Below are 14,777 nucleotides of genomic sequence, written 5' to 3'. Positions count from 1 at the left end.
ACACAAGTATTAAAAGTTAATATTCCCACCGATTGAAATCACCCGTGGAGCAGGTAAATCCAAATAATCAGGATCAAGATTTTCCTTATTTTTTCGCCAGATCAATCCCACGTTATTTGCTCCAATGTAAAGTTGACCCTTGATCTTACTGTCGCTTAGGCCAAAGTTGTAACCGAGTCTAATATTTTGCAGCCTAATGAGATCACCTTTGACGATATTATTGGAAGAATGCTGATAAAACAGATCGCGATAACTATCGTTGGGGTATTGCATCGATGGAACTGTTGTCACCAATTCGTCTCCCGGCTGCTGCCATCTTTTAGCAAAATCAGCATGCCCATCCCAGGAGTCAAATAGACTACCATAGACAATGGATTTCTTCTTAAAATAGTGTCCAAATTTAAAGAGCAGACTAAAATCTAGATAAAACTTGCCATAGCCAATTGTATTATTCCATGCTCCGTATATTGGGGGTAAAGCAGTGCCATGATAATTAAGATATTGCAATGAATCCATAGTCAGCGCCTGATAATCTTTCGATATGTCGCCATTTTTATATCCCCTTGGATCGCCATTGACCGGATCCAGCCCAGCGGATTTATAAGAGAAAACAGGGTACAGAGATTTACCCAATAGCGGCATCAGCGTCTGTCCCCCATCCAGATACATGCTTGTCGCTCCGATTGTCCCTCTATAATCAGTCACTTTATTTTTGCTATAGGAAAAATTGATGGAAGACTGCCAGTAGCCATTTCCGAACCTACCATTTGAGGCGAGCGTTAAATCGATCCCATGGGTTGCTATTTGACCTACATTTTTTGTCAATAGCGAATAACCCGAAGTCGGATCAAAGGGGTCATCAGAAAGCAGGTCAAAAGACTTTTTCCGATAATAGTCTAGATTAGCCGTTAATTTACCACCATAGATTGAGAAATCCAGCCCAAAATTTAAGGTACGTACCGTTTCCCATTTGAGCCCAGGGTTTGGAGGGCTTCCAATGATCGCATAAGGTAAATTCGAATATTTAGCATTTCCTACGTAACCAATTACGGTTTTATTAAGTGCTCCTGAGGGCTGCACACCGCCATAACCAAAGGTTGTCCGCAGTTTGAAATAATCGATCCAATCCGCCCCACACATAAATTTTTCCTTTGCTATCTGCCAAGATAGACCTGCCGACCATAGTGGATTCCACTGGCTGTTGATATTCGTTCCAAAGGAATTCGCGGCGTCCTTTCGCGCAGAAAAAGAAAGCCCATATTTCCCCTTGTATTCGTATAGGCCATTAAAATACATGGAAACGGTTCTCGACAATGTTCCTGCATAGGAATCCAATGGTGTCATAAACCCATACCCGAGTCCACCATACAGCTGATAGATAGCATTATAATCCATGCTTTTACGGCTGAGAACTTCGGCATTGTAGCCATAGGATCCCGATGAGCGCTGGTCGGCATTTCTGGTATACAGCTCTGTACCGATCAGCGCATTCAGCACATGCTCATCTCCAAAAGATTTGTTGAGGCTCACCTGCACCCTACCCCTATGCGATTGCATCTCATTGTCAGCATTGCGCATTATAGCTCCGAACGGAAAATCATACAGTTTTGCCCCATTGACAATTCGCGTGTACTTATTTATTAAATCCCGCACCTCAAAAGAATCCTCTCCCGAAAGCGATTCTGATTTGGTATTACTATGCTCATAACCATAAATCAAATCGGCCTTTAAGAAGGGCAGGATGTCATAATGCAAGTTAAAATTTAAATAAAGATGCCGATTCCAGGACTTGTAAGTCGACTTATCCCGATCCGCTAAAGGTCGGTAGGTCCAGTCCAATAGACCGTCAGCATTTGCCTTTTCGAGAAAAGATGAATTATAAAATCTCGGAATCGACAGGAAGTTTCCTTCGTCGTCCACTAGCGAGGCATAAGGATACAAATTATTTTTTCCACCCCCGGGAATCATCGGATAGCGTGGTGTCGAAGAGAAAACCCGATCCCGTCCATTGATCAGAGAAATCATATTTTCTATAGACAACTTTTGCCCGAGCTTCCAGCTATTTGTAGCCCTCAAAGTTAAACGGTCATTATTTGCTCCTTTTGTATCCCCTGTACCGCGATCATAGCCAACCGAATAGCGATTTCTATTGGTTGCATTACTTGTGGAAATATCCAAAAAGTACTGTTGATTGATAGCCGCCTGATAAACATATTTCATCAGGTCATTTCGATAATCATGCCCTTCCAATGCTTTCAACCTAGTATTCAAATCAATATCCGACAAGCGCCCCGCTTTATTTGCATACAGCATGTCCACGACAGGCGAAAATATAGTCGTCTGGTTATAGGCGCTATTGTATGCATCATCATAATACTTGTTATCAAATAGAAAACGTTCCACTTCGATAAAATCCCTACTATTGATCGTCTTGTTATAGAACAGATCAGGTTTTCTACTGACCATTGTTGTCGTTGTAAAATTGATAATAGGCTTATTGCCTGCCTTTCCTTTTTTGGTCGTCACGACAATCACGCCATTTCCTGCTCGGGATCCCCATATACTGGAAGCTGCCGCATCCTTCAATACGGAGACAGATTCCACATCATTAGGATTAAGATCATCCAACGTACCATCGTAAGGGAAATTATCAACAACGATGAGGGGCTGGGCCGCTAATTCAGAAAAGGTATTTATCCCGCGTATATTTAGCACCGATTTTCCGCTCCTTCTATCAAACTGCAGTCCGGATACTTTACCTTCAATGCGATCCAAGATCCCTCTGCTCGGAATTGTATTGAAGTCTTTATTAGATACCACCCCGAAGCTACCCGTCGCCCGGTCTTTCGGGATGGACTGATATCCCGTATTCACTTGTACCTCATCGAGTCTATTTTCTTTTCTATTCAATAGGATGGTTCGATTTGTCACATTGGTATCCCAGTTTATGCTTTTGGTTTCAAATCCCATGGCCGAAAATGTAACAAACCTTATTGCATTGGAAGAGGAGAACTCAAATCTACCCAAGGAATCAGTCCGATAAGCAGGTGCAGTTCCCTCCAGTTTAAACGTAGCGAAAGCAATAGGATTATGATCCTGATCAATAACATTTCCTCGGTATTTACCCTGCGCAAAGACCGCTTTACAGCAGACCATCATTAAGATCAAACTAATTAGACTTTTCATAGAGACGATTATATTTGATAAATGTTTCAACATTTTCCATTTCAACCAACCGTTTTAAGGTCAATGCTACCACTGTACCATTTTGATCCACCCAAACATAAAATGGGAACGTACGATGAGGAAACAGCTTGATCAGATAATCATCAGCATACACAGTGCTAAGGTCGTTTGTCCGCAGGACATCGATAGGCATCTTGTGAATACGTTGATAGGTGTCTAATTTACCATATGAGTTTACGAGCAAGACATTAAGTTCCTTCCCAAAACTCTTTTGGATTTTAATCAAATCTGACATACCACTGATGCAAGTACCACAGGTAGTAGACCAAAAGTCGAGAATAAAAGATTTGCCTTCGTACTTAGATAGTTCTACGAACGCTGTGTCCCCCTGATTATAGATCTTTACTTTATGCGACCAGAAATCTTGAGGTAATTTATTTCCGACTAGGACTGGCTCAACGATATCGGCCCCATCCGCCCCGCTGTCCTTGCGGGGGGTCTGGGCCGATAAACTAAACATAGAAACCAAACACAGCAGTATCGCTCGTGCTCGTTTGCTCTTAAAAGCCTTGTACAAATTATATAGTATTGTTTTCATCATCTTAAGATTTTGGTGGGTTAATGGATTGAAAAAAATCGTTGATTTGTTTGGTCAGCTGGATTTCCTTCATATTAGCTTCCATAGTTGACAGTCTAATTTGGCTCGTATCAATCTGGCGGCTATGCGTCAGGAAATAAGCTATTAGCGCGCGCAGGACATCCGCTAGAAAGAGCGTTTGCTGTACAGCTTCTAATTTGCTTTCGGTAACTTCGCCGAGGGTTTTGCATCTGAGGTCCAACGCATAGAGGTTTTCGCGTATCGTGACTAGCGGATAATTATCCCAAAAGCTTTCGATACATTTCAATGGATCGTAATTGTCTTCATGAATCTCGTAGAATGGCGTGTCGAGATATAGGAGATCTTCATAAATGGCTTTCATGTGTTTAGTTTTTGGCTGTGACCTTAGCGCATAGCTCTCCCTGTCCGACCGAAATCAGCTTTTTTTGGGGGACCTGAGCTTGCTTAGGTCAGGTAAACAATAAATTAATTGGGAAGCTAGATCGCATTTGAGTGGTTATCACAAAGGTTATCATATTGGCGTGATGCAATCCATAGCAGTGTAGGGTCAAATCATGTTTGACTTAGCTACCCGAGCTACTCGGGAGCTGAAATAAGATTTTTTGTTGTCTGTTTTTTGTGGTTCATGCTCACGTTTATAATTGTGAGTCTTATTCGGGAAAATGGCTATAGCAGGCCCTATCACCGTACAGCAAGGTTCCGACGCCTTTTAGAAACGGTCTACGATAGGGCCCATGACGCTATAGCTGTACAAATGTACAAATAAAGCAATCATAGGCATTATCCTATCGTCTCGTTCTAAATCAAATTGTCGGAATTTGCTGTCGAGACTCTTTAGTTTAATACCTTATTCATCTTGGATATTGATTCAAATATAGTCATAAAATTTATAAAATAAAAATTATTATTTATGAATAATAAATTATAACACACATTTAGTCTGCAAAAAGCAACATTTAGTAAATCAAACTTCAATAAATGAATGCGTCGACTAAATCCAGCAGTGCTGATCCTGATTTCCTTGCAGTAAAGTCATTATTTGAGTCCAAGATCATCAAATCGATGAGGTTATTGGAAAAGCAAGGTCCCACAAAGATGGCGAAAGCTTTAGGGCTTCAATATAACTCCTATCTTGATAAATTAAATAACCCACAGAAATTCACTTTTGCCCATATATTTAAGATCGCATATTTATGTGATCTAGACCCCGATCTTATTTATAAGGTCATAAAAAACCAAACTTTTAAGAATCCTTAAAATCAAGCTTTCTTATTAAAAATGGACCTTTATTATAGAATTTCTATAATAGTATTTGTCTCAAATCTTTGCTTTTGATTTCGGAAACCCTTACTTTTAAAGTGCGAAGATAAAAGAGAAGGGAGCCGTGCATTTTTGGGGCATAGATCTTAAAAAAGTACCGGTCGGCAAAATCAACAGTGGCGGTGCTATCCACAGGCCTTTGTTGGCTTTTGTATGCACATTCCTCATCCGAGGTAAAGGGCCATTGCTGATTTTAAGCTTTTGAGAAGCTATTCTGGCGGGCAGTATTTGTTCTTGATGAGCAGTGATACTGCAAGCCGACGAAGCTGATCCTTGATCTGCCGTCGTTCTGTAAATGTTCTTAGCTCTTTTGATCTCATAATATTACAATATGGTTAACAAAAAGAGTCTCAAGGGGGGAAGATATGAAAGGCATGGCTAAATATAAAAGGGGCGAGCCTCACTATCTTCCACCGAACATCGGGCACGGCAAAGAGCCTTGACACAGTTTCCAATAGAGAGTGCTCGCCCCTCCTTGTTGTAAAGATACAAAAAGCTGGGGGGTTCGCAAACCCTACATCTCGTGTCATTTGAAATTTGCCGTTTCGATATCCGAGACTAAATCAGATTACCTGATTATGATACAAATATAATTAAATAAAAATTATCAACAAAATATTTTGTAAAAACAACAAATAAAATTAATGAATATCGGAGAAAAGATTAAGGAAATCGCGGATAGAAAAAACTTGTCGCAGAAATTGGTTGGTGATCTGATAAATGAAAACCAGCAAAATGTTGGAAATGATTATAAAAGATCTTCTCTTTCCATTGATAAACTATTAACCTATTCAAAGGCATTAGACCATAATTTCATACAATATTACTATAACGATGAGCCATTTAAAACTTATCGAGAGGAAGAGTATAAACAATGGAATGAAAAAATCAATTCTCTGAACGAGCAGTTAGACCAGGCTAATCGACTGATATCTAGGCAGGAAGAAACAATACAGACTCAAAAGGATTTAATTTCTACACAAAAGTTATTGATAGAGGCCCTATCTGATAAAAAATAGAAACACATCACTTGGTATTGAACGTGTAGGCTTAGCCAATGACGGGTACGGAAAAATTCACAAACCAATGAAAGCTTAAGTAAATTCGCTAAGGTAATTTTCGTTGCCAGCCGTAAACATAAAGATATGACACCGAAAATCGGACCTCAAGTGTACCCAATAAGAAAAATCCGACATGAAAATGATGATACCGGTTTTTACCCCTATCAAGTGTATGCTTTAGCAAAAATATTACAAATAAAACCAAGTCAACTTTTTGACTACTTCCACGGCGATGACGAGCGACCAATAATTGGGTTAAGCTAAGCCAGCCAAAAAAAATGGAGAAGCAGACATAAAAAAATATTTTTATTTTTCCAATTCCAAAAAATTATTCCTATATTAGATTAGCCTGTTGAAATATATCAACATCTAGCGAAGCGGCTTAATCTATTAGGACGCTTTATTATTAACGATAAGGTTTTTTCATATATTTAGTTTAAAAAGGCACTCCTCTTTTATCAGCAATGAAAGGGGAGTTTTTTTGACCATATAGCATCCTTAAAATGAAAAGCCACTCCCTTCCGGAAATGGCTCAAAATAAATATCTATAAACTTTAAAAGTATTTGATTACAGCTTTTCGATTTCTTCGATAGAAAGACCGGTTCCTTTAGCAATATCAGCAATAGGTAAACCCATTTTCTTAAACTCTAGTGCAATGGCAATAGCTTCTTCACGCTTACCTTTTTCAATACCAGTCTTAAGACCTTTTTCAATACCAGTCTTAAGACCTTTTTCAATGCCTTTCTGAATTCCTTTTTTTTCAGCTTTATCTAATAAATATTCTTGAGTGCCCATTGTATCGCTCCTTCCTATTTTTGTTTTAATTTCTTGCTCAAATATACTTAAAACTTCCTCATTATCAAAACTTACGTAGTAAGTAAGGAAATCATATAGCCCCTGTCGGGTATCCTTATCCATCTTCCTTTTCATCATCTCATCATACAGATCATGTTTTATTTCTTTCAGTCCATCATCGGTCACTTTCTTGTTTACTACAGCCAAAAGTGCAGTAAGGACAATCACTGAAAATGGATTCTCATTTGCTCGCAATTCCGATTCTTCCTGATCGAGGATCTTATAGCTATTAAAATCGTAGCGTAATGAAGTTCCCATAAACTCCTGGCTATATACCACTGGTCGATAGCCTTTGTTTTCATCTGCCAAAATTGCAATAGCTGTAATTGGAACTTTGTAACGATCCCATATTCTATAAAAATAGCGAAACATGCGCTCGGCCAAATCTCCCCTGCCTTTATTGCTCTGAATCTCTACATGGCAGAGTACGAACTGTTCGCGGCCATCCTTTAAAAATACCTTCACAAGCTTGTCTACATAACGGACTCCCCTGCCGTTGCTTTCCGGAGGAAATAAACTCTCAAACTCTTTATCGAGATAATCAAAGGGTCTGCTCAGATCAAAAACGGCATCCGCATCCGGAAAGATAAATCGTAAAAAATGCGAGAACGTTTGTTCTAAGATAGATTTCCACAAAGGGTCGTCTACACGCCTTGATTTTGGACTCATAATTATTTATCAACTGGTTAACAGTACAAAGATACGAAATAACAATATAAAATACTAATATAATTAGTATTTTATAAGATAGGGTGAGTACTCCATTATGGTCGCATCTTTAGTATTCACTTTTCTAAAAAGGAGACCTGTATTGAGTATCAGCAGTGGACAATAAAAATAAATAACCACACATATAATAACTTTCAGTTATTATAACTATCTTTAAAATTATACAAAGCTTAAAAATCACACAGCTTGTTTACTCAAATCGCAAAAAACATGCAATTTAAAACGACTCTCCGCCCTCTTCTTTTTCTCTGCGCCCTAGGCTTATGTTTTAGCTCTTGCCAAAAGGATGCCTCTTCTGAGTCGGAGGGTCTAATTGATATTGAAACCAGAGATGCTACCTGGACGAAATTGAGTATCCCGGGCCAGCTCAGAGGTACATCGGCTATTTACGGTAATATTGACGATACTTTGGTCGTAGCCACCATGTATAAGATTTATATGACTACAGATAAAGGAGCTTCGTGGCAAATGGTCCGCGATGCTGGACTTGGCATACCAAGCTTCAGTATGTATCAGGGAGAATTGATGGCTTTAAGCAACTTCCAGGACCACTCGACAAGTCCATTTTTATTCTCGTTGGACCATGGCAAAAGTTGGAGCACAAAGGACAAATATGGCTATGAAGTCTATGATAAAGTACGGGTCAATCGAAAAGAAACAAAGATCAGTGAAACTGAATCATACAAAATTAGCCCACAGCCCAATGAAATCATCGACAAAGAATACGGCCGCCCGTTAATGCAGCCAGATAAACTAGTAAGAGTCACTGATAAAGGCGAACAGAAGCTCGATTTTCCTTTCCGTCGACAACTGAATTATATTTACCACGACAAGAAAAACCGACTTTACATTGGTGCTGAAGGTACACGTTTTGAGTGGGCTGTTAAAGGCAATGAACGTACTTATCCAACTTCTACCGATACAGCGATCATTTACATCAGCAAACTCCCTATAAGCACAAAATAACGAAACAGCTCCTAATTATTCGAAAAAACAAGTTAATGATCGTTCCCTTACCCAGCTTACTGGAGAGATTAACATTACCGTCCGAACGTTCCATCAACTCTTTGACTAGGGAGAACCTATTTCCGGCCCCTGTGCTTCAAGCGCTTTGCCTGCGCGCTCATGGACTTTAAATATGACATCCAGATCTTTATGTGGAATGCCGATCCCACGATCTTCCAAATAGTGTACAATTTCTTTGCTTGTCTTTTCCCCCTACATTGCAAGATAAACCTGCTCGGTATCTTTGGCATATTTCACAGCGCTAAAAATCATATTAACAAAAGCATCTTTATGCGTTTTTATTCAACAGATTACACATTTCAGCCTAAAAAAATCCAAAAATATTTTAAACAATGCATTTTTATGCTATATTTGATATAAAGCATATACAAACCGATTTCTAACCGCTATAAATTTTTATGAAATAGCACAATTTTTATGTTGCCCAAGCACCAGGTGTATCGGCAAAACCTAAGTTAAACGAAACTAATCAAACACAATTTTATTATGAAAAGAAGTATGCTCATACTAGTGAGTTTACTGAGTACGTATGGTGTCGCCCTGGCCCAAAAAATCGTTACCGGTAAAGTCACTACGACAGATGGGTCGGCATTAGGCGGTGTAACAGTTCTCGAAAAAGGGAAAAACACCCAATCCATCACCAACAATAGTGGCATCTACAAGATCACGGTACAAGAAAACGCCACCTTAATTTTTAGACATGTCGGTTATAAACAGATCGAAAAAGCTCTTTCCGGCCAGCAGGTCCTCAACGTCAGCCTATCCGAAAACAGTTCCTCTTTGGACGAAGTCGTTGTCACCGCTTTCGGCATCAAGCGTGATCGTAAAACCCTGGGGTATTCGACCCCTATTGTCGCAGGGTCCGATGTATCCGAAACACAGCGTGAATCGTTTTTCCAGGGCCTCCAAGGTCGCGTACCGGGTCTTTCTATCAATAGTACAAGTGGTATGCCGGGTGCATCTGCACAGATCGTACTGCGTGGCTTTGCCTCTATCTCTGGCGACAATAATGCCCTTATCGTTGTCGATGGCGTACCCATCAACAACTCCACACTGAATGAAAATGACCTGGCTAGCAATGGAGCAAATCGAGATCTCGATTACTCCAATCGGGCAATGGATATCAATCCAGACGATATCGAAACCTATACCATCCTGAAAGGCCCCGAGGCGACAGCCCAATTCGGCAGCCAAGGTGCAGGCGGAGCCATTCTCATAACAACCAAGAAAGGAAAAGCCGGTAAATTTACCGTCAACTATTCGCTTTCAGGACGCGTTGAAACGGTAAATAAATATCCCGAGCGGCAATATGTGTATGCACAGGGTACCAATGGTACGTATTCTGGGACCTCTGTCTACGCTATGGGGCCAAAATATCCTGAAGGAGCTACCCTCTACAAAGACAATGTCAACAATTTTTTCCGCACCGGGTATAACCAAAAGCATAACCTCTCCTTTGAAGGTGGTTCTGAAAAAGTGACCTACCGCTGGTCCAACGAATACAGCGACAATACCGGTATTGTACCAAATACAAGCTATAAACGCTTCTCGACCCGTCTCAACGGAACAGCTAAGTTTAACGAAAAGCTTGAATTCAACACCTCTTTCAATTATATCAATACACAGAACGATAAAGCCCGAAAAGGAAATACAGGTTATTTGATTACACTAATGCGCTTCAACCCGCTGTACGATGTTCGCGACTGGATTGACGAAAAAGGGAATCGTGTACTCCACAATTCAGATATTTACAACGAGCTCGACAATCCCTTTTGGGATGTATACCGCAACACCGCCAATGATGATGTAAACCGCCTCCTTGCGACTTCCAACATTACCTATCGTGCTACGAACTGGCTAAGCCTCAACGGGATCATCGGCATCGACTTTGCCAACACACAGGGGCAAAGCGTTTACCATCCTCAATCCTACTCCGGATCAGGGTCTTCGACCAATGTACGCAATGGCTCCATGAATGAGTATCAAGTCAATGCACGCGTGCTCTCGGGATCATTTATGGCGACGGCCAATACAAAAATCGGGCGCGACATTAGTTTTAGGGCAAACTTGGGAACAGAATTTAAAGACTACAATACCCTTACTAACTCCCAATATGGCGAGGACTTTTACGATCCCAACTTTTACAGCATCAACAACACATTCCCCAGTACGCGCCTGGCAAGATCTGTTGCCAATAACTTTCGGACAGTTGGATTTTTGGCACAGGCTGGATTTGGATATCTTGACAACCTGCTGTATCTAAATTTAACCGGACGACTGGATGCAGCCTCCCGCATGATGCCCAATAATCCGTATTTTGGCTATCCATCGGCTTCGTTGGCCTTCAATTTTTCAGACTTGTCTTTCTTCAAAAATAAAGTGCAATGGCTCAGCGACGGAAAATACCGCATCTCTGTGGGAACAACGGGAAAAGCACCCTTCAAAAGCTACTATACCCTATCCAATCTAGAGCCCAAGCTCTCAACAGGAGGCGGATTTGCTTACGGCGTAAACGGCGGTAACCCCGACCTGAAAGCCGAAAAAACCCGCGATTTTGAAACAGGACTCGAATTTGGCTTTTTTAAGCGTCGGCTTACATTTGATTTCAGCTATTTTAACCGTTTAAGCACCGGGCAGATCATTCTGCCACGACTGAGTTATGGCTCAGGCTTCGTATTAAGGATGATGAACGGCGGTGAAGTCAAGACGTATGGTACCGAATTGCAAGTCAACGTCAACCCCATCAAAAAAAACGATTTCAGCTGGGATATGACCTTCAATTTTACCCAATACAAAGGAAAAGTACTATCGCTTGCTGAAGAATTGCCCGAACTCTATGATTCAGACACCTGGGTACTGAGTGGCGTACGTTCTTCCGTGATGCCCGGCTATAGTATCGGTACCCTAACAGGTACGCAGTTTAAAAGAAACGAGCGTGGAGACATTTTGATCAATCCACAAACAGGCTTACCCATTGCCGGCACCGATAAGTATTATCCGATAGGCGACCGCATTCCCGACTATACACTTGGAATTGTCAACAAGTTCAATTACAAAAACTTTTACCTAACGTTTTTATGGGATCTCCGCAAAGGTGGTGATGTGCTCAACGGGCTAGATTATAGACTCTATACCTATGGGCAGTCTGTGAAAACATTAAATCGGGAAGACCCGCGGGTAATTCAGGGCGTATTGGAAGACGGGCTTGAAAACACGGCCAATCCAACAGTAAACCACATTGCAGTAACACCATATTCCGCATCCGCCTACTATATGACCAATATCGAACCGCAGATGTTTATCGAGAAAAACATTTATGCATTTAGGCTTCGGGATGTAACTCTTCGCTATGCCCTACCCAAACATCTGACACAACGCATCTCGTCACAAGCCGCACTTAGCGTATTTTTTACAGCCACCGATCTCTTCCTGTTCACCAATTACACAGGGCTGGATCCCGAAAGTAATAGCAATACAGCAGGACTAGGCGGTATCGGCGGATACGGAATCGATTACGGGAATATGGCTAAACCCAGAGGTTTCAATTTTGGTTTAAACATGAGATTTTAGGAGGAATACACCATGAGAACAACGCTTTATATACTTATTTTCTTAGTCCTGACCGGATTGAGCAGTTGTAAAAAATACCTGGACATCAATGAAAACCCGTCCAACCCACAGCTTGTAAAAGCCGAATTGCTTTTAGCACCCATTATCTATCAAATGGCCAATGGTTATGCCAATGACCAACGTCAGATGAACAAGTTCAATCAGACCATCCTTGGCGCCAGCACCGATGAGTCCTCCCGAATCTGGGAGCGGCATGGATTTCCACAGCAAAGTGATGTTGGCGGTGTAATGTGGCGTATGGTCTATTTTGATCACGGACTAAACCTGCAGTTGATGATCAATGACGCCATAGCCAATCAGAAATATGAATATGCGGCAATCGGCTATGCCGTAAAAGCCTGGGGCTATCAGATGCTGACCGACTATCACGGCCCCATTATTCTCGATGAGGCCTTGCGTACGCAACAGTTATCTTTCAGATACAATGACCAACCAGAAGTGTATGCTAAAGTACGCGTATGGTGTGATTCTGCATTATATTATCTGGATCAAAAAAGCCCCGTCGATTACAGCGCCAACCTCAATTCAAAAAAGGGCGATAATCTCTTTCGGGGCAATATGGACCGCTGGCGCAAATTTGTCTATGGCCTAAAAGCACTTCAGTACATTCACTTGGTTAATAAACCCGATTTTAAGGAAAAGTATGCCGACTCGATTGCCTATTTTGTGGACCGCTCCTTTGATTCACCATCCGATGATGCAGGCGTTAAATTTGACGGCGACAAATCCGAAACAGCCAATGTGGTGAGCTCAAAATTCGGCCTTTATACCACATCCTATTACAACAGAGCCGGTAAGCCTATTGTGCGCTACCTAACCGGGGGATTGCGGGGCGAACCCATTGAAAATCCAAAAATATCGACAGACCCTCGCCTATCGCGTATGTTGATGATCAATAATCCTGTTGACAGTATTTTCGTCGGTGGTGAGCCCAATGTATCCAATACCACCGTTCCAAATATCCTAGGCGACGTCAGTAGCGGTGTAGGCAAATTCATCTTTAGAGACGCCGCAGATTTTCCATTGATGACCTATGCGCAGCTGCAACTGGTCAAAGCTGAGGCCCTCTTTATCAAAGGCGACGCAGCAAAGGCCTATGAGGCCTATATCAAAGGCATCTATGCCCACATGAACTTCGTCAATAAGTACATCAATACAACCAATGAAAAATCCATTACTGCTGTTGAAATAGATAATTACATCAAGGGAGGAGAAATACCGCTATCTGCTGCTGATCTAACCCTAGCCGACATTATGGGACAAAAGTATATTGTGCAATGGGGCTGGGGAGGTCTTGAACAATGGTGTGATTTAAGAAAATATCATTATAACACGGAAATATTCAAGCAGTTTATTCCATTGGCCGGCAGCCAGCTGACTTACAATGATTATTGTTACCGCGTCCGGCCTCGTTATAATTCGGAGTATGTATGGAATGCCACAGAGTTAGAGCGATGGGGCGGATTAGAGCCGGAGTACGTGATTAAGCCAACCTGGTTTGTTACAACAACTTATTAACGTATTAAAGGAAACATTATGAAGATATTCAAAAACTTAGCATTTCTAGCTTTAGGTGTCTTTGGCCTAAATTCATGCGAGAAATCCATTCAGGACTTTGGAAAAGTAGATTTCCTTGGCGCCGATGACGTCATCGTGAAAATCAATATGGCATCGATATATCCCGATGACCGCTATATGTATGTCAAATTTGACGATCAGCGCGTTACTTCACGCATCCGGGGACGTGAGCCCTTTCCCGGCGGCGGGTATAATACCCGTGGAGATTCACGGCCTGATTTTTTAAAATGGAAAGCCGGCAACGTAAAAGTACAAGTTGCCCTTCCACATAAAACCGACGATGGACGCGACTCCATTATCTTGGCCGAATCATCCGTTAACCTGAGCGCAGGCAAGCGCTATACCATTCATATTACCGATACGGCGCAGAACACAAAAATGATCCTCAATGAAGAAGACCTCACACGGCCCGACAGTACACAAGCAAGGTATCACTTTACCAATCTGATGCCCAATGTACCATCAATAGACCTGTACTATGGTGCTGCGGCCACTGGGAGCGCAGATGCCATCGCCGTGCAAGACTCACTTGTCGCCAAGGACATTAAATACCTGGAAACAAGTCCATATTTCCAGCTCAACCGCATTGCCACCCGTACCTGGAAGATCCGCAAGGCGGGATCTCCGGTAACAAATGGCACTGTAATCGCGTCCTACAGCAATGCAGGAGCCATCCTGGACCGCAGGTCATATGTCATTTATGCTTTGGGCTATGATGGATTTACCAGCACCATCATGAAGCCTTATGTTTCATTTTTCTTAGTTCGATAGA

The 14,777-nt window shown here is 41.6% G+C and carries 9 protein-coding genes; 5 read left to right on the top strand and 4 right to left on the bottom strand.

The features are described from left to right. Window positions 1-9: 9 nt before the first annotated feature. Genes IQ31_RS11910 through IQ31_RS11900 form a run of 3 tightly spaced genes read right to left on the bottom strand, consistent with a single transcriptional unit; the run spans window position 10 to window position 4,166 of the window. Window positions 10-3,186, bottom strand: a complete 3,177-nt coding sequence (locus IQ31_RS11910; protein WP_158638867.1) for a SusC/RagA family TonB-linked outer membrane protein — start codon at window positions 3,184-3,186, stop codon at window positions 10-12. Next, on the bottom strand, window positions 3,170-3,787 hold the full coding sequence (locus IQ31_RS11905; protein ID WP_145328129.1) for a TlpA family protein disulfide reductase: 618 nt from the start codon (window positions 3,785-3,787) through the stop codon (window positions 3,170-3,172). Before IQ31_RS11905 ends, IQ31_RS11910 begins: the two co-directional genes overlap by 17 nt. A gap of 1 nt (window position 3,788) precedes the next feature. After that, entirely contained in the window at window positions 3,789-4,166 is a 378-nt protein-coding gene (locus IQ31_RS11900) for a hypothetical protein (RefSeq protein WP_145328128.1), read from the bottom strand. Between the two features lie 1,603 nt (window positions 4,167-5,769). Between IQ31_RS11900 and IQ31_RS11890 the strand changes: the two genes are divergently transcribed. After that, a complete protein-coding gene (locus IQ31_RS11890) occupies window positions 5,770-6,144 on the top strand; it encodes a hypothetical protein (protein ID WP_088159892.1) in 375 nt (124 codons plus the stop codon). 610 nt (window positions 6,145-6,754) lie between these two features. On the opposite strand, the gene IQ31_RS11885 is transcribed toward IQ31_RS11890, so the two are convergent. Beyond that, window positions 6,755-7,711 carry an RpnC/YadD family protein gene (locus IQ31_RS11885; RefSeq protein ID WP_088159890.1) on the bottom strand — a complete coding sequence of 319 codons (957 nt, stop codon included), beginning with the start codon at window positions 7,709-7,711 and terminating at the stop codon, window positions 6,755-6,757. A gap of 270 nt (window positions 7,712-7,981) precedes the next feature. On the opposite strand from IQ31_RS11885, the gene IQ31_RS11880 reads away from it, so the two are divergent. The 4 genes from IQ31_RS11880 to IQ31_RS11865 all read left to right on the top strand — a co-directional run bounded on the left by IQ31_RS11880 (window position 7,982) and on the right by IQ31_RS11865 (window position 14,776). Further along, window positions 7,982-8,737 carry a hypothetical protein gene (locus tag IQ31_RS11880; RefSeq protein ID WP_145328126.1) on the top strand — a complete coding sequence of 252 codons (756 nt, stop codon included), beginning with the start codon at window positions 7,982-7,984 and terminating at the stop codon, window positions 8,735-8,737. A gap of 546 nt (window positions 8,738-9,283) precedes the next feature. Then, window positions 9,284-12,367: a SusC/RagA family TonB-linked outer membrane protein gene (locus IQ31_RS11875; RefSeq protein ID WP_145328125.1), complete on the top strand. Its 3,084-nt coding sequence runs from the start codon at window positions 9,284-9,286 to the stop codon at window positions 12,365-12,367. Between the two features lie 12 nt (window positions 12,368-12,379). Further along, the gene (locus tag IQ31_RS11870; RefSeq protein WP_145328124.1) at window positions 12,380-13,945 is read left to right on the top strand and encodes a SusD/RagB family nutrient-binding outer membrane lipoprotein; all 1,566 of its coding nucleotides are present in this window, start codon (window positions 12,380-12,382) and stop codon (window positions 13,943-13,945) included. An 18-nt stretch (window positions 13,946-13,963) separates the two neighbouring features. Next, window positions 13,964-14,776, top strand: a complete 813-nt coding sequence (locus tag IQ31_RS11865) for a DUF4397 domain-containing protein (protein WP_145328123.1) — start codon at window positions 13,964-13,966, stop codon at window positions 14,774-14,776. The last annotated feature ends 1 nt before the right edge of the window (window position 14,777 follow it).

This window comes from Sphingobacterium siyangense, assembly GCF_007830445.1.
Classification (GTDB): Bacteria; Bacteroidota; Bacteroidia; order Sphingobacteriales; family Sphingobacteriaceae; genus Sphingobacterium; species Sphingobacterium siyangense.
This window is presented reverse-complemented; position numbering and strand designations above follow the sequence as displayed.